Origin of the sequence: Brevibacillus centrosporus (assembly GCF_046622605.1) — a bacterium.
Classification (GTDB): domain Bacteria; phylum Bacillota; class Bacilli; order Brevibacillales; family Brevibacillaceae; genus Brevibacillus; species Brevibacillus centrosporus.
Genome location: NZ_CP176856.1, coordinates 3,239,206 through 3,255,464 on the forward strand (window position 1 = coordinate 3,239,206; position 16,259 = coordinate 3,255,464).

Annotated in this window: 18 protein-coding genes and 1 riboswitch; of the genes, 3 read left to right on the top strand and 15 right to left on the bottom strand. The window is 48.3% G+C overall.

Going from position 1 to position 16,259, the window contains the following annotated elements:
* Positions 1 to 47: 47 nt before the first annotated feature.
* Positions 48 to 251 (bottom strand): cold-shock protein, encoded by a 204-nt coding sequence (locus tag ACLIN2_RS16350; protein WP_055744215.1) that lies wholly within the window; start codon positions 249 to 251, stop codon positions 48 to 50.
* A 434-nt stretch (positions 252 to 685) separates the two neighbouring features.
* On the opposite strand from ACLIN2_RS16350, the gene ACLIN2_RS16355 reads away from it, so the two are divergent.
* Both ACLIN2_RS16355 and ACLIN2_RS16360 read left to right on the top strand, forming a co-directional pair.
* A complete protein-coding gene (locus tag ACLIN2_RS16355; RefSeq protein WP_411501576.1) occupies positions 686 to 1,039 on the top strand; it encodes a rhodanese-like domain-containing protein in 354 nt (117 codons plus the stop codon).
* A 154-nt stretch (positions 1,040 to 1,193) separates the two neighbouring features.
* Positions 1,194 to 1,348: riboswitch (cyclic di-AMP (ydaO/yuaA leader) on the top strand.
* Between the two features lie 7 nt (positions 1,349 to 1,355).
* A complete protein-coding gene (locus ACLIN2_RS16360) occupies positions 1,356 to 2,024 on the top strand; it encodes a CAP domain-containing protein (protein ID WP_411501577.1) in 669 nt (222 codons plus the stop codon).
* Positions 2,025 to 2,076: 52 nt separating this feature from the next.
* Here the strand turns inward: ACLIN2_RS16360 and ACLIN2_RS16365 are convergent, their stop codons facing one another.
* Genes ACLIN2_RS16365 through def form a run of 3 tightly spaced genes read right to left on the bottom strand, consistent with a single transcriptional unit; the run spans position 2,077 to position 3,855 of the window.
* On the bottom strand, positions 2,077 to 2,235 hold the full coding sequence (locus ACLIN2_RS16365; RefSeq protein WP_170184399.1) for a hypothetical protein: 159 nt from the start codon (positions 2,233 to 2,235) through the stop codon (positions 2,077 to 2,079).
* 45 nt (positions 2,236 to 2,280) lie between these two features.
* Positions 2,281 to 3,303 carry a homoserine dehydrogenase gene (locus ACLIN2_RS16370; protein WP_411501578.1) on the bottom strand — a complete coding sequence of 341 codons (1,023 nt, stop codon included), beginning with the start codon at positions 3,301 to 3,303 and terminating at the stop codon, positions 2,281 to 2,283.
* Positions 3,304 to 3,330: 27 nt separating this feature from the next.
* Positions 3,331 to 3,855, bottom strand: coding sequence for a peptide deformylase (def, locus tag ACLIN2_RS16375; RefSeq protein ID WP_411501579.1), 525 nt, complete (start codon positions 3,853 to 3,855; stop codon positions 3,331 to 3,333).
* Between the two features lie 179 nt (positions 3,856 to 4,034).
* On the opposite strand from def, the gene ACLIN2_RS16380 reads away from it, so the two are divergent.
* Positions 4,035 to 5,342: an aminotransferase class I/II-fold pyridoxal phosphate-dependent enzyme gene (locus ACLIN2_RS16380; RefSeq protein ID WP_411501580.1), complete on the top strand. Its 1,308-nt coding sequence runs from the start codon at positions 4,035 to 4,037 to the stop codon at positions 5,340 to 5,342.
* Between the two features lie 39 nt (positions 5,343 to 5,381).
* Here ACLIN2_RS16380 and ACLIN2_RS16385 read toward each other — a convergent pair whose 3' ends face one another.
* The 11 genes from ACLIN2_RS16385 to ACLIN2_RS16435 all read right to left on the bottom strand — a co-directional run bounded on the left by ACLIN2_RS16385 (position 5,382) and on the right by ACLIN2_RS16435 (position 16,246).
* Entirely contained in the window at positions 5,382 to 5,531 is a 150-nt protein-coding gene (locus ACLIN2_RS16385; protein WP_170184400.1) for a hypothetical protein, read from the bottom strand.
* A gap of 161 nt (positions 5,532 to 5,692) precedes the next feature.
* Positions 5,693 to 6,595 carry a DMT family transporter gene (locus ACLIN2_RS16390; RefSeq protein ID WP_411501581.1) on the bottom strand — a complete coding sequence of 301 codons (903 nt, stop codon included), beginning with the start codon at positions 6,593 to 6,595 and terminating at the stop codon, positions 5,693 to 5,695.
* 64 nt (positions 6,596 to 6,659) lie between these two features.
* Entirely contained in the window at positions 6,660 to 7,829 is a 1,170-nt protein-coding gene (locus tag ACLIN2_RS16395; RefSeq protein WP_411501582.1) for an acyltransferase, read from the bottom strand.
* Between the two features lie 138 nt (positions 7,830 to 7,967).
* Positions 7,968 to 9,095: a GerAB/ArcD/ProY family transporter gene (locus ACLIN2_RS16400; protein ID WP_411501583.1), complete on the bottom strand. Its 1,128-nt coding sequence runs from the start codon at positions 9,093 to 9,095 to the stop codon at positions 7,968 to 7,970.
* Between the two features lie 17 nt (positions 9,096 to 9,112).
* Positions 9,113 to 9,343, bottom strand: coding sequence for a hypothetical protein (locus ACLIN2_RS16405; protein WP_301168852.1), 231 nt, complete (start codon positions 9,341 to 9,343; stop codon positions 9,113 to 9,115).
* The gene (locus ACLIN2_RS16410) at positions 9,340 to 10,554 is read right to left on the bottom strand and encodes a Ger(x)C family spore germination protein (protein ID WP_411501584.1); all 1,215 of its coding nucleotides are present in this window, start codon (positions 10,552 to 10,554) and stop codon (positions 9,340 to 9,342) included. The genes ACLIN2_RS16405 and ACLIN2_RS16410 overlap by 4 nt, the downstream gene beginning before the upstream one ends.
* Positions 10,509 to 11,285: a YqjF family protein gene (locus ACLIN2_RS16415; protein WP_411501585.1), complete on the bottom strand. Its 777-nt coding sequence runs from the start codon at positions 11,283 to 11,285 to the stop codon at positions 10,509 to 10,511. The genes ACLIN2_RS16410 and ACLIN2_RS16415 overlap by 46 nt, the downstream gene beginning before the upstream one ends.
* Before the next feature lies 1 nt (position 11,286).
* The gene (locus ACLIN2_RS16420; RefSeq protein ID WP_092266932.1) at positions 11,287 to 12,726 is read right to left on the bottom strand and encodes an FMN-binding glutamate synthase family protein; all 1,440 of its coding nucleotides are present in this window, start codon (positions 12,724 to 12,726) and stop codon (positions 11,287 to 11,289) included.
* 83 nt (positions 12,727 to 12,809) lie between these two features.
* Positions 12,810 to 13,997 carry a Ger(x)C family spore germination protein gene (locus ACLIN2_RS16425; RefSeq protein WP_328211523.1) on the bottom strand — a complete coding sequence of 396 codons (1,188 nt, stop codon included), beginning with the start codon at positions 13,995 to 13,997 and terminating at the stop codon, positions 12,810 to 12,812.
* Positions 13,994 to 15,100, bottom strand: a complete 1,107-nt coding sequence (locus tag ACLIN2_RS16430) for a GerAB/ArcD/ProY family transporter (protein ID WP_411501586.1) — start codon at positions 15,098 to 15,100, stop codon at positions 13,994 to 13,996. The genes ACLIN2_RS16425 and ACLIN2_RS16430 overlap by 4 nt, the downstream gene beginning before the upstream one ends.
* A 27-nt stretch (positions 15,101 to 15,127) precedes the next feature.
* Positions 15,128 to 16,246 carry a GerAB/ArcD/ProY family transporter gene (locus ACLIN2_RS16435; RefSeq protein ID WP_411501587.1) on the bottom strand — a complete coding sequence of 373 codons (1,119 nt, stop codon included), beginning with the start codon at positions 16,244 to 16,246 and terminating at the stop codon, positions 15,128 to 15,130.
* Positions 16,247 to 16,259 lie beyond the last annotated feature (13 nt).

Below are 16,259 nucleotides of genomic sequence, written 5' to 3' on the forward strand. Positions count from 1 at the left end.
AAAAAGAAAAAACTGCCCGCGAGCGGACAGTTTTTTTAGAAGGAGACTTACAGTTTTACAACATTCTCAGCTTGTGGACCACGGTTGCCTTGAACGATGTTGAATTGAACGCGTTGACCTTCATCCAAAGTTTTGAAACCTTCGCCTTGGATCGCGCTGAAGTGAACGAATACATCGTCTCCGCCTTCTACTTGAATAAATCCGAAACCTTTTTCTGCATTAAACCATTTTACTGTTCCGTTCGTTTGCATTTAAAAAAACCTCCAAAAATGTCAATTTTGAATATGCTAGTCATATTTACCGAAGCAAATAAAGCTCACATATCATGAAGAAATATCAATAGTCTTTCAATTGAATTGATATGCCTTCATGATATGTGAATTCCTACTTACTTCTTGCATAATATGCTTGTGTGTATAGTACGGAACTCAAAGTCAAGTAAGGTACATCTTTTGAAAACCTAAAACAACGAAAGCCCTTCCTCTCTTTCATCCTTGCGGCTCCGATGACCGCGCCAGTGTGAATCGGGCATTCAAAAAAACGTAAGGGATCCTCTATCTGCGCACGTGGATATTACGATCGGATTTTCAAGTAGCAAGTTTATTCTACCATGCCTGTCCAGTAAAAGCAACAGCTCACTGCACCATGCCATATTTTTATGCTTCTGATACAATCAGTGTAAGGAGTGATACGATTGAATAAACCTACCATAAACAAACGTGAATTCGAACAGTTACTACAAGAAAACGCGAAGCTAATCATTCTAGATGTTCGGGATGTAGAGAAGTATCAATCAGGCAGCCTCCACTTACCAGGGCTTGCTACCAAGAACGTGTCTTACTTACATATGAAGGAACAGGATCAAGCTTTGCCAAAAGAAACAGCAGAAGCCTGTGCCGACGCTACGATCATCACCTTATGTACATCAGGAAACAAAGCGCAAAAAGCGGCTGCTCTTTTAAGGGAGAAAGGATATCGTGCATCGGCTCTGGAAGGCGGCTTAACGGCTTGGAATGCAGATCGAATGCAGTCAGAATAAGCATGTGGAAGCACCCTCTTTTCTTATGAGAGGGTGTTTTTCTTTCATCCTCTCTTCCTATAATTATCATGGGTGTTTATAGCCATTTCCAATAGTCTCTACCAAATATTACTCCTATCTTTCTCTCGCAAAGGTCTGTTATTCTGAGTCATGCCAAATCAAACAGCCGAAACTTCCTCTCGAATGGAAGTGCGGGGGATCTTTTTTTGCAGATGAGAGATCTGCATGGGGTGAATCGCCATAGTGCGTAGGGTTGTTTCCTCAACCCGAATCCGTCAACTAACCTCGTAGGCCAAAAAAAGGAGACGATGTGAATATGAAACGCCTCGGAACTATTGCGATCGCAACTTTGGGATTGGGATTTGCCCTCTCCGGCTTTTCTAACACAGCTTCTGCCGCTGAAGCAACGAATTGCCCACTGAAAACGGCAGCACCTATTCAAATGCCACAGCAGGCTCAGTGGTTTCAATACATGCCGCAAATGAAGTTCGCGCCGCAGTTTGGCTATCAACTGCCTGTACAAATGCAACAGCCTGTACAAGCACCTGCGAAGCAGCCCGTTCAACAACAACCTGTTCAGCAAGCACCTGCCAAGCAAGCGGAGCAGCAAGTACAAGCTTCTGAAGTGGTGAAGCAGGTCGCGGATCTGGTTAACCAGGAGCGCGCAAAAGCAGGTCTGAAGCCTGTAGAAATGGATGCTTCCCTGAACAACGTCGCACAGGCAAAAGCGGCTGATATGTCCAACAACAACTATTTCGACCATACGAGCCCAACGTACGGTTCTCCTTTTGACATGATGAAGCAGTTTGGTGTTTCTTTTATGACTGCTGGTGAGAATATCGCTATGGGTCAACGCACAGCTGAAGAAGTCATGAACCAATGGATGAACAGTGAAGGCCACCGTCAAAACATCATGAACCCATCGTTCACGAAAATCGGCGTAGGCTACATCAACGGTTACTGGGTACAAGAATTTATCGGATAATGAAAAAAGCGAAAGCCGAGTCACTCTCCACAGGGTGCTCGGCTTTCTTTTGTTACGTTTGTTGTTGGTCTTCTGCGCTTTGCGTCTGTTTCGGTGTATAGCTAAAGTCTTGCCCTTCCAGCAGCGCTACGTCTTTTTGGTGCATTTTTTGCTTGGTCGGATAGGCAGATACTTGTTGCATCTCAGCGCTCACATCGTTTTGTTGAGTCATGCTGCTATCCCCTTCCTCATCAGACCGTTGTAATAGAATACCCGCTTAGTATGCGCGCTGGCCCCTTATGATATGCTCCAGATCCTTTAAAGCGGCAGCAGCGGCGGCAACTGGATCGGACTTTCCTCCAATAACGAGAAGCTCCCCCATCACATCGGTCTCCACGCGAACCGCTTTCGTGGTACCTTTAACGGTTGCAAATGGATGTGCAGCGTCCACTGCCTGAAGTTCTACCGCAGCCTTTATGCCTTGCGGTGTTTTCTGAATGGAACCGATCAATTTCGGCGTCAAGCCCGCTGCTTTCCATGAGGCAATCTGCTCGTCCGTTACCTCACGAACACTTGCCCGCGAAACGTCACTCAACTTTACCTGCGCATCAAATGCAGCGTTGGCAAGAATCGTTACCTTGCAAGCTGTATCCCAGCCATCGATATCAAAGGATGGGTCCGGCTCGGCTATTCCCATCTGCTGCGCGCGTAAAATGGCTTCTTCGCTCGTAATGCCTTCTTCCATCATTTTGGTCAGAACAAAATTGGTTGTGCCTGTGAAGACGCCTTCGATCCCAAGTATTTGGCAGCCAGCGAAATTGTACTGCAGCAAATCGATTGTCGGAAGTGCCGCTGCTGTCGCGCCACTGATCTTGAGGTTGACGCCTTTTTGTTTCGCCAATGCCGACAAACCCGCATAGTCTACAACCAACGCCCCTTTTGATACGGCGATCGCATGCATCCCTTGCTCGAGAGCCTGCTTTATGTAGGTCAGTCCGGGTCCGCCTGTTTTCAGATCGGACGGGCCGGTTTCAATGAGGATATCCGCGTGACTAGACGCGAGGAATTCGCACCCAGAGAAGGTGCTGTCCCCTCTTTTCCCAGCAGCTCCCCACTCGAGCAACGCTTCCTCTCCCAATCCATTCACATCATAAAGACTGCTAGTTGAGCGGACGGCACCGACCAAACGCACATCGGCATCATACTTCTCCCGATAATACCCTTGTCTTTGTGCAAGCAGCTGCGCTGCCTGTTTGCCCACAGTACCAAAGCCTGTAATCACTACATTCCACTGTTTCATGCTTTCCCCATCCTGCCTGCAATTCGCTTATCGAACCACACGTCTTTGCTGCATGAGAATCGGATTGGCGTCTTGCGGTTTTAATTTTTTTCCCGTTTTTGCAGAGTACAGCTCATTTACATAATCAATGAACAAAATGCCTTCCAGATGATCCATCTCATGCTGAAAGCAGCGTGCCGTAAACCCTTCTGCCACAAGCGTAATGGTTTCGCCTTTGCGGTTCAGAGTCTGGACTTTAACGTATGTGGCCCGCTTGACGATGCCAACGACTCCTGGAATCGACAGACAAGCTTCCGGCCCCTCTTCCTCTCCGTCCATTTCAAGCATGACCGGATTGATCAATTCGATCAGACCGTCGCCGCAGTCCATCACAATCAATCGCTTGGCAATACCAATTTGGATGGCAGACAGGCCAGCCCGTCCTTTGTCAGCGTATATGGTTTGCGCCATGTCATTCAGTATCTTTTCTGTATTTGCATTGACGGACGAAACTGCTTTCGACCGTTCTCGCAAAATGGGGTCACCCAAGCGAACAATGATCCGCTCAGCCATAAAAATCCCTCCCGTGCCATTCTGTTACGATTTCAACGTAGCAAAGCCTTTTTCATCTGTCAAAGGAAATCCGTACAAATATCAGAAAAATCGTCCCCCTTCTAGATGACAAATGGATGCATATACGCTATCTTTATTGGTAAACGATACAGATGTTTTACTTGAAGAGGGAGGCTACCATGCACGCATTAGCAGCACAGCTGAATGCAACCATTCAGCGTGATAATCCACATGTTTACGAAATGTTGTCCAATCTAGCCAAGCTGATCTATTTCCCTAAAGAGGGAATCCTCAGCCAATCTGCCGAGGCAAAAGCGAAAGCGAAGAAATACAATGCAACCATCGGGATCGCGTTGGAGAACGGACAACCCATGCATTTGAAAGTTATCCAGGATACACTGTCCGCTTACCAGCCGAAAGACATTTACGAATACGCCCCACCAGCTGGGAAGCCTGAGCTTCGTGCCGCTTGGCGCAAAAAAATGATCGAGGAACAGCCTTCTCTGGCGAACCAATCGTTCAGCAACCCCATCGTAACCAACGCTCTTACTCATGGACTTAGCATCGTTGCTGACTTGTTTGCAGATGTTGGCGATAGCGTGATCATTCCAGATAAAAACTGGGAAAACTACGAGCTGACCTTCTCCATCCGCCGCGGTGCCGAGATCGTCCATTATCCACTATACAACGACAACATGAAATTCAACGCTGCTGGGCTTCGCGATGCGATCCTTGCACAAAAAGAAAAAGGAAAAGCCATCGTCGTCCTGAATTTCCCCAACAACCCAACCGGATATACACCTGGTGCTGAAGAGGGCAAAGAAATCCTCGCAGCACTAAAAGAAGGCGCAGAAGCTGGCATCAACATCGTAGCGGTAACAGACGATGCCTACTTTGGTCTGTTCTTCGAAGATTCCATGCAAGAATCCTTGTTCGCGAACCTGTGCGGGTTGCATCCTCGCGTGCTTCCGGTCAAAGTGGACGGCGCTACCAAGGAAGAGTACGTCTGGGGCTTCCGCGTAGGCTTCATTACGTTTGCTGATCCTTCCAGCGACCTGCTTAGCGCTTTGGAGCAAAAAACCATGGGGGTTATCCGCGCTACCATTTCCAGCGGACCGCATCCTTCCCAGACTTTTGTTTTGCATGCACTCAATTCGCCCGAGTTCCAAGCGCAAAAACAAGAGAAGTTCGATATCATGAAAGGCCGTGCGAACCGCGTCAAGCACATCCTCGACAGCGGCAAGTTCGATGATGCATGGGGCTACTACCCATTTAACTCCGGCTACTTTATGTGCTTGAAGCTCAAAACGGTGGATTCCGAGACGCTCCGCCAGCATCTGCTGGATCAATACGGCGTAGGTACGATCGCACTCGGTGAAACGGATCTGCGTGTCGCCTTCTCTTGCATCGAAGAGAACGGGATCGACGAATTGTTCGACATGATTTACTGCGGTGTCAAAGACCTCGAAAAAGCAGCCATCAAATAAGCCAGAAGGCAACGCTCTTCGGCCCGAAACCAAAACCAGTCATTCCTTGTTAAGCAGGAATGACTGGTTTTTTACCGTTTCAGAGAACCGGCACTCATGATTCTGACCGATGATCGATTCATGCTCTTCTTCTAGCGCAAGCTCATTCCGATACGTCCAAATGACTGTTTCATGCTGATATCTCCTCATTTGGAAAAGTAGCTTCCAAGAATTACCCCTATGATTTCCCTTTTTTGGCATAACAATGAACGCCGTCTTCTGTCAAATTGGCAACAGATGTTTATCAACCAATTAAAAAAGCGCCTTGGGCAAGGAGCCAGAACACTTTTCTCAGGTACTCTACGTACCACCTATTCTTTTGTGATAGCCGCAGCTTGTTTATCGTTCGTATTCGTGCCGATGTAAATAGACCCGAGAACGCATAGCATCCCTAACGCGTGAAACCACGTGAAGCCTTCTTCCAGGAACAAAACCGCTACGATTGCGGCACTGATCGGCATCATCCCTGTAAACAGGCCTGCCTTCGAGGCATCGACCTTCGCCACTCCTTTGTACCAAAGAAAAAAGGATAGCACACTCGCCGTCACCGCATAGTACACAACGAGCAGCCAAGTCGTAGCTGGGACACTCCCCCATGAGAAGCTCATTCCTTCTGCGATCGCAAAGGGAAGAAACAAAACGAAGCTGATCCCATTTATTGCAGCCGTCATCTGAAACGGCGTAATTTTTCCTGATAGTCGCTTCGCAAAAATGGTGAACAATGCTTCACTGATCACAGCTAGAAACACAAGCAGATTCCCTAGCATGCTAATCCTGGACAACGCCTGACTTTCGCCCGAAAAGGTGATCAAGCCGATCCCGCATACCGATAGCACGATCGCCCACAAACTGTTTCGCAGCAACTTTTCTTTGAGAATCCAAAAAGACAAAAGAGCGATGCAAGCCGGTACCGTGCTGGTAATAATCCCGGCAGAAGTCGCCGTCGTCCATTTGACACCGTACAGCATGCAAATACTGAACAGGAAGACCCCAAAAAACGATTGCCAGAACAAAACAACTCCCTCTTCTTTGCTCCAGGATGACTTCCATTCTCCCCGCATGGAGAGCAGTGGCAGCAGAATCAGAAGAGCAATCAGGAACCGCAGCTCCGAAAACAAGAATACAGGGATGTGTGAGACGATCTCCTTTCCGATCGAAATATTGATGCCAACGAATGCCATGGATATAGCTAACTGGAAATAGGCGAGCAGCATAGTGGATTCTCTCCTCCTTCACTATCTGCTATTATTTTCCATCAACTAGAAAAAACCTTTTTCCTCAGCCAGCATATGGAAAATCTTTTGGTTGTACGGACGAAGTCTTTCTTTTTTTCTCTGCTGCTCCCACCAGCCAAGCGCCAAATGGCAATCTTCCCAGTCCATACGAGATGGCAAAGGACAAGACCGAACATAGGAGAAACGCAACGAAGCTTCCCAACAAGCTATTATGAAAAAGCTGGAGCGCCGTGAGTCCTTTCATTAAATATGTCAGCACCAAGGCATGAATCAAATAGGCCCCATAGGAATATTTGCCGAGCATCGCAAACCATTTGCTCCCCTTCCACTCTCCAATCCACAAAGCGATCCTGTATACGAGTAAAAGCTGTACAACGGTATAAAGAAACATGGAGGGCTTCAAGGATGTCGCCACGTTTAAATTGATATGCCCAGTGCCAGAATCACGAAATAGCTCATAGCCGATATAGGCAAATAAAAGGAGAAAGCAGCCGCTGATCCAGACCCAATATCGTGTGATGGCATTCCGAAACGTACCCAGTGTGACCGCAGCCATCCCTCCCATGAGGAAATAAAAGAAGTAGTAGAAGGCATTGCGATCGCGATACTTGATCCAGTACGTGTCCATCCATGCGAGATGAAAACGAAAACCATGCGCAGGAATGTACCGAGCCGAAAACCAAACGATGAAACTGTACACAAGTCCGACCAAAACAATGATGGCAATCCCTTTTCCTCTCGTGCTCGCCCATTTACGCAGGGTGCGAAAGAGAGACTGCCAAAACGGATACAGGAAATAAAACTGAAAAATCATCACGACAAACCACAGATGGTATGAAGCACTTCCCGTCAGGATACTTTTCAAAATATGCCACGCCTGTTCAGAGCCACTCTCGGGAGGTCTTGTTTGCAATGCCAGGTAGATGGCCGACCAAATCCCGTATGGCACCAGAATCTCTGTGACTCTTTTCCGAATGAAGGACAAATAGGAAATCCGCTCATAATAGTTATAAAACAGTACCAAGCCAGTCATGAAAATAAACGCGGGTACGGCAAATTTCAACAGATGAAAAAGCATCCCGTAAATGATCGCAGTTTGTTCATCTACTCCCGGCCGCCTTATGTATACTCCGATGACGTGCTGATAGACAACAGCAAGAAAAGCGAAGGAGCGAATCAGATCTAGTTCTGCGATTCTTTCTTTTCTGGTCATCCCCAATCCCCTAAACCTTTCCAATTTTAATCACTTTTGGTTTTCTTTTTATCTTACCTTCCTCATAACCCCCCGACAAGTCTACCACAAAACAAAAACCGATGCCCGGATTGGCATCGGCGACTCTTTCCTGATCCCCTATTCTTTTGCAGCGGGAGATGTCATCGTCTTGGGAGGATCTATCCGTTTCTTTTTCCTCAGATGCGCGATGATCCATAAGCAGAGCGGGATTAGTGTAAAGTAACCTGTCATTTGAATGCCAATGATCGTCTGGATATTGGTAGCAAGCTGGGATAAATTAGGGGCAACCCAAAAACTGAACACAACCAGCAAAAGGCCAAGCGGGAGTACAATTGGTCGATAATCTTCGAGCCGAAGCCATTGAGCCGTTCCAAGAGCCAAGGCGAAGTAGAAAATGGAAATTTTGATAAATGCACCCGTGACCCAGGTAGCAATCACGATGGAATCGATATTTTCAAAGAAATCCGCATAGCTGATCATTTGGATGGCGCTGTAAAACGGATACGTCATGTACGGTACTTCTTCTCCTAGAACAAGCAGCGTAGATAGATTGATACTGGTTAGAGCCAGCATTCCCATCCCTACCGTTACCATACCGGTGCGCATCCCTTTTTCTTCATTGGCGCTAAAAGGCTGCACAAACGAAAAGAGGATCACCTCGCTAAACCAGCCTTGGGGAGTGTACGCACCGCGAAGAACCGGGATCACTCCATGCTCCAGCATAGGAAACAGGTTATCGATTTTCATAAAAGGAATCATGAGAAGAAGCAAAGCTGCGTAGAGAACCACCACGATCGGAACGAACACCTGTGCAGTTCTAGCCAAGACCTCTACCCCAGCTCTCACTGTAATCGCACATAGGAAGACGATACTGCTGACCACAACTAGCATTGGCGTTTCTAAAAGGAAGGAACCGACGATAAATTCCCCATACTGTCTGATGATATTCCCGTTGCAGTACAGGAAATCAAACAGAATCAACAAACCGCACAGCTTCCCCAGGAAGGTGCCTACAATTTTGCCGCTGAATTGAATAATGCTCTCATCCGGAAAGAGCTTATGCAGCTGAAAAACGAGATAGACTGTAAGAAACCCGACGAGTGAAGCAATCATTGGCGACATCCACATATCTTGTTGAGCTTGTCGGGCAGTCGTAGCGGGAACAAGCAAATCTGCGGTGGCTACCATTACCGGAAAAATCATCATTCCCATTTGGGCTGCCGTAATGTATTGCTTTTCCTGCATGCTCGCTCACCCTGCTGTCAGTTGATTTTTAAAAAAGTAGTGATTGGCTTGTAGATTACTTCGAGCACTTGTGTCATCCCTGGTAAATCAGGATTGTGAACCAGAAGGATCGCGATGAACCAACCCGCGAGCACGAGAACGGCATAAGCTACCCTAGTTTTCCAGGAGCTTCTGCATAATGTATTCCACTCCATTGCGATCATCAGCCCTACGATCAACGATAGGCCTAGAATGGCTCCCCACTTCACTTCTGTTTCACCTCGGATTCTGGTATGCCTGCTGGTATACTGATGAGGCCAGGCCTTCTGATGTAGGAAGAAATCTTCAAGTCGATCTCAATGGTCGGAAACACTTCCTCCCACCTGTCTTTGACCGCGGCGAATTCTTTCGGGTACTTTCGGTGAAATTGCGTAGCGAAGCCGAAGATGTCGGCTTTCATGCCATGCTGGACATGCTGGAGTGTTCTCTTGATTCTCGTTTCGATGTCCTTGCGTAAAGCGACCTGCATAAGGTGCAGCAGATCTGGACTGACCAGGTTGAGATTGGTACCGTTTTGAATCAGGTCTCCTTCGGTTTCGATCGCGACTATCATTTTCCATTTCCCATTCTGTATGACGGGGGTGAGCTTGGTCGTCTCTCGAATCGGGTTCAACGAGACAAATCCCTTCACGTTTTTCGCCTTTACGGTAACGGTCGTCGCCGCTATTTCATTACGGACCCACATGACTCCCCTCGTCAAACGCTCCGTAAGCTGACCGATCATCTTGCCTTCTTTAAATACGGCGCTCCCCATCAAGTACGGGTTCAGCTTTGATTCGGATCCCTTGGTAGCATACAGGGAAATGATGGGAAGGATAGCTGCCTTGGAAGGGCCTTTCAGCATTTTTAGCAAATCGATCAATGTGACTTCCATTCCGACATGTAAACCTGACAGTTCTCGTACCGTTTCTGCCGAGTAGCGCTCGATTTCCGGTGTGACTGTTAGCACATCTGCTGCCTTCCCTTTGCTGACGTACATGAATGCCCGATTTCTCGGTTCAGGATGTCTTGCCAAATAATCAACCAGCTCGGTGATTCCGCTTTTCGCAATCGCTTCGCCATACAGGTATACCTTGCAATGCCCCCAGAAGATCATCCGTGGTATCTTCATCTGGATTTTTGACATGGCGTCAGCGATATTGACCCCCTTTGCGGTACGAACCAGTGTCATATTTTGCAATCCTCCTCCTTGCATCGCACCACCCCCACTCAGCGCACGGGGTATGAAGACCTGGATGGACAGTTCGATCTCGTTGTGTTCTCCGCGATCAATTCCTGCAGCGGTTACGATCGCCACGTCGTTAAGCTCAATGCGGTCCCAGCAGCCCGTGAGCAGCAAAAGGCTGCAAATGAGCGACAAATATTTCCAGTGGTTTACCAAGAGGGCTTCCCCTCCGATTTGACCCGTTTGATCGGCCACACGAGGCTTTGTACTCCTCTCGCATACAGGGCTAGCTGTGGCGTTCCCTCCAAGGAAAAGGCAGCGTGCGTCATCGTGTTCTCTTGAAGCTCTAGAGAAGCTTTTTGCAGCCGCCACGGCTCATGATACACATCTGCATGGAAAATCTTTTTCGAACGACTGCATTCGCAAAATAACGTGTAGCGCTCTGTCAGCCAATATTCCAAGGTTCCACTCTCGGCAAAGAAGCAATTCGACACAGGCCGGTAGCTTGCATGAAATGCCTCCGCCCCAGCTGGTTTCCCCCATCTTCTGGACTGAAAATGAAGCCCTTCCCTCTCCTGCACAACTTGCATCGCAGCGCGAGCATAAGGCAAGCGGTACCATTGTTTTGCAATGGCTGTAATCATCGGGTTGGAGGCATCCAAGGAGAGAAAGTAGATTCCAGACTTTTGTCCCACCTTCACATAGGTGCGCACATTGATCTCTGGAAAGGTCGTCGTAAATGGAATAGGAGGTAAGCCACGCAAGCGTACACCCGTCATCATAAAAGGGATAATGCTCACCCATGCCTGTCCCTCAAAGGTATCGATCTGCAGCGAATCGGGAACCAGCTTTCGCAAAACATCAAAGGGAACTACCCAATGAGCAAACAACAAATGCTCCCACGTCTGCCTCATAATCCAGCCCTTCTGATCAGAAGGCCACTTGATCGGATGAATAGTCGATTTGATGGGAAGCCCTCCTTCCATGTCACGCCTCTTCCCCTGTGCGCTTCGTTTCAGATTTCGCTTTCGGCTCATAGGCGAGGGGAATCTGCGTTACTTTGCTGGTCCATTCATCGAGTGCTACTAAATCGGCTGCCGTCACATCCTTTATCGACGTTTTGCCTAATGCGAGAATCGCAATCTCCATCTCTTCTGCAAACGAGGCAAAAAAGTTTTCTAGATACCCTGCAGCCTCCTCTGTATCAAACTTGTCTTTCAGCTTCCCAGGATACCAGGTCAGCTCCGTAGGCGGTTCCCAGGGAATCGCTTTTATCACTTGATCGTGGGTCAACGCCCATACGACCGCGGTTCCCATGTAAATGCCGTCCGCCCCAAGCGCTAAAGCCTTCAAGCAATCACCGGGTGTTGCGTACCCGCCCCCAGACAGCAAGGTGATACGATCCTTGACTCCTCGATCTTTCAAATAACGCACCGCCCTCGATAATGCGTAAATCGTGGGCAATCCAAAGTCGTCCTCCAGGATAGGCGGACTCCCTTTCGTACCTGCCTGTCCGCCGTCAATGCTGATAAAATCGACACCTGCCTGGATGGCGATTTCCATGTCTTCTTCAAGCACTGCACTTGCGCATATCTTCACTCCAATGGGTACCCCACCGGTTAAATTACGCAGTTTTTCTACCAATACCGGCAAGTCCGCTGCACGCTGCACATCCGGATGAATAGAAGGGATGACGACTACCTCCTCGCCTTCTACCCCCATGATCTGACTCGCTCTTCCTTGAATGTATTCTGCAGGGATAAAGCTAGCCGAGCCAGCAGAGGCTCCTTGGCCAAAATGAATTTCGATAGCATCCGCTTTGCGCAAAGTTTCCGGCTCTTTTGCCCACTTTCCCGAGCTGTATTGGATAATCAAATGCTTGGCGAACTGCCTTTCTTCAGGCAAAAGCGGACCTTCTCCCGTATTGGTCAGCGTTCCAGCCGCTGCTGTTCCTTTCGCGATGGCAATCTTTACTTTCTCACTGATACCAATCCCGTATCCCATCGCACCAGACATGATGGGCAAATCAAGCGTCAGTGGTTTTTTGGCCTTAGGACCGATCGTGATACGCAGATCGACATCTGCATCTTCGGGTGCTGGAAAGATGGCAAGCTGAGCGGGTGAAAACACCAGCCCGTCAAAGTTCAGAAATTTCCTCGGGCTGCCAAACGGTCGTTCAATGACTTGTCCCGACCCTGCCCGCAAGCTGTTCTCCAAAACGATTTGGGGGTTGATCTTTCTCATCGCAGAAATCATCTCGAACACATTTTCCGGATATCTATCCGCCATGAGCCGTTTCATGAATTTGCCGAGCAGCCATTGGACAGCAGGGCGAAAGAAGAGGAATATCATGACACCGATCAACAGGCTCGCCAGTAAGGTTCCGACAAAAGAACCGAGAAGGAAGTAAAGCCAATTTCCATTCATGTTTACTCCCCCTTTTAAAGCGTTCTACTCCATCCCTACCTTTAGATTGCCCTAAATTGGAAAAATGACCCACAATGATGACTTTATTCATCGTTTTTAATTTCCTCCTGAGGCACTCCTGCAGGTACAGATATTAGACCGGGGCGTCGTATGTTTACGTTTATTTGCGTATGGATCTCGATTTGAGGGAAAATCTTCTCCCATTGGCCCTTGGCCTTCTCCCACTCTTTCGGATACTCTCGATGAAAGGCAGCTGCGAAATTCACCACATCTGTCTGCAGCTCTTGCTGGAGTACCTTTAGCGCCATCCTCATTCGAGCTTCAATATCTGCACGTACGGCATTCTGCACCAATGCCAAGAGCTCCGGCTTCATCAGATTCAAGCGGGTCCCGTTTTCCACCACATCGCCTTCGGTATCCACGTGCACCAGCATGGACCATTTCCCGTTTTCCAGATGGGGAATAAGCTTTGTTTTGGTTCGAATCGGATTGACAGAAACGATTCCTTCTACGCCGTTCAATTGCACAGAGATGGCGGCTTTATTCATTTCATTTCGCAGCCATAGCAGTCCACGCGTTTCATGCAAAGTCAAGGAGCCGATCATTTTATCCCTTTTGAGAATGGCCGTTCCTACCATCACAGCTTTGACTTGAATATCTTCCGGCTTCTGCAGCTTCTTCCCATTCTCGATGATCGGAATGGCAGCAGCCTCCGATTCCCCACGCAGCATATTACGAAAATCCACCAGGGTCACAGCCATACCAATATGCAGGTCTGCGTATTCGCGCAGGGATTCAGCCGTGGAGCGCTCCAAGGAAGGGGTAATATCCAGCGTATCCAGCCCTTCCCCTTTGGAAATGTACAAATACGCGCGATTCCTCGGCTCTGGATGGCGGACAAGAAAATCGATGTGGTCGGCGAGGCCTTGTTTGGCTATTTCTTCTCCAAAAATGTAGACTTTGCAGTGCCCCCAAAATATTTGCCGCGGAATTTTTGCCTGCAGCTTGGAGATTGCATCAGCAATATTCGGTCCATTGCTGTTTCGCATCGTCGTCAGCTTTCCCTGCCCTCCACCCGTCCCCCCTGCTCCTCCCGCACCGCCACCCAATGCTCGCGGGAGAAATATTTGTACGCTAAGGGTAATTTCCTCATTCTTCGCCTTGTCTACGGATGCTGCAGTAATAATAGCGAGGTCGTTTATTTCTGTTCGATCCCAACAGCCCGCTACGAGAAGACAGCAGATGCTAATCCAAAGACATTTGACTTTCACCCCGTGTCCACTCCTTTTGTTCGATTCCGCTTTTCAGTCAGCGTCGATAGAAGCAGCAAACTACCCGGTATGAACACGAAAAATATCATTAAAAGGAACGGGATCGCAAAGGAATTGATTTCCCCTACAGTAGAAAAGTCGGGGATTCCCCAAAAGCAAAAGAGTATCGTCAGCCATCCGACGGGCAGTACAATCGGGCGAAAGTTTGACAGATTGAGCCACTGCGCCGTGCCCAATACCGTCACGTAATAGAAGAGTGTAACTTTGACGAATACCCCGACCACCCAAATGGCCATGACCCCTGACTCCAGGTTTTCAAAGAAGTCAGCGACGCTAATATACCTCGCCATATCCATGATGGGAAAAAGCAATGTCATCGTCACATCACCGAATACGAAAAGGGTGATCAGATTGGAAACGATCATCGTGACCAGACAGGCGAGAATGGTCACCACCCCTGCTTTCTTAGCATTTGTCCGATCACTCATATAGGGCAGCAAAAACGATAGGAGAAACACTTCGCTAAACCAGCCTTGGGGAATAACCGCTGCGCGAATCGTAGGCAATAGACCATTGTCCAGAATCGGCAATATATTTTGCGGCTCCAAGTCTTTCAAAATGAGCAAAATCATGATCAAAAAAGGGACGACAAAAAACGGAAAGAAAATCTGAGCTGATCTCGCAATCACTTCAACTCCCCCTCGCACGGCAAAAGCACTTACAAGGACCAAAGCCGACGAAACGATACTCAAGGGAGTACCGTTTAAAAACAAAGCGATGAATTCGGCGTATTCGCGTACGATAAAACCATTGATTTGCAGGAACAGGAGAACGTAGAAAAAGCCGATCCCCTTCCCCCAAAAGGTTCCCGCGATCTGCTGACTTTGTTCGATGATCGTCATGTTGACATAGCGCTGATTCAATTGTTTGGCAATAAAGAGTGCCAAAAAGCCGCTGCACGATGCCCAGATCGGGGTAATCCACATATCTTGCATTGCATGCTTCATCATCAAGCTCGGACCGGCTATCATGGCCGTCGACATGATGATCGGATACAGGATCATTCCAGATTGCGTAGCGGTAATTTTCCCCTTTTCCAGCATCGCTCCCCCTCCTCTCGTCGTCCGTTCCTATTTGTGCTTTGCAGCCGTGAGATTTTGATTTTGACTTTGCCCTTTTTTTCGCAAAGCGGCGATAATCAACAGAAACAGCGGCAGTACAGTCTGGATTAACGGACCGTAAAACGGTAAAGCATAGCTGTCAAAGTAAAGTCCCGTATTGAAGTTGGGAAAAGACCAGAAGCTGAACAGGCCGACCAAAAATCCGATGGGAAGGACGAGAGATCGATAGTCGCTCATCCGGAACCACTGGCTCGCACCCAGTACCGTCACATAATAGAAAACGGAAATTTTCACGAACATCCCCAAAATCCAAATCGCCATGACGAGGGACTCCATGTTCTCAAAGAATTCCGCCACACTTATGTAACGAAAGGCAACCATGACGGGAAAAAGGAAATCGCCAATCTGTTTGCCCAGTATAAATAGAATGAAAAAATTGATCGTCGTCAGCAGCAGCATCACACCCATGACCGCATACAGCGCGCTCGATTTTCCTTTCTCCTGATTGCGCACATAGGGCAGCAAAAACGATAGGAGAAACATCTCACTAAACCATCCCCCGGGTACCAACGCACCTTTTAGCGTGGGAACCAGGCCGTGCTCGAGCATGGGGAACAGATAATCCAGCTTCATGTTGTTGAGGAGAAGCGGAATAAATAAGACCGGAATCAGGAAAACCGGAAAAAACAGCTGAGCCGTTCGCCCAATGACTTCGATGCCAGCTCTGACTGCCCATGTACACACAAAAATCATCGTAATGATAACGACGCTGATCGGAGTCTTGTGAAGAAAGTTTTGGACGATGAACTCTGCATAGCTGCGGACGACAAAGCCGGACAAGTGCAGGTAAAAAAAGATGAACAGAAAACCGATCGCTTTTCCGGCCACCTTCCCTACGATCTCCTCACTGTACTGAACGGACGTTTTTTCCGGATACATACAATGCAGTCGATGGGCAATCCAGACTGTTACGGCTCCCATCAGGGCTGCCCAGATCGGGGAGAGCCAAAGGTCATTGTGCGCATACTTCCCTGTGATCCCCGGAATCCACATCACCCCTGATGCAACGACTGCCAGAAACAGCATCATTCCCATCTGAGACGCTGAGATTTTTCCCTTCTCCAGCATGTGCCCACCTCCC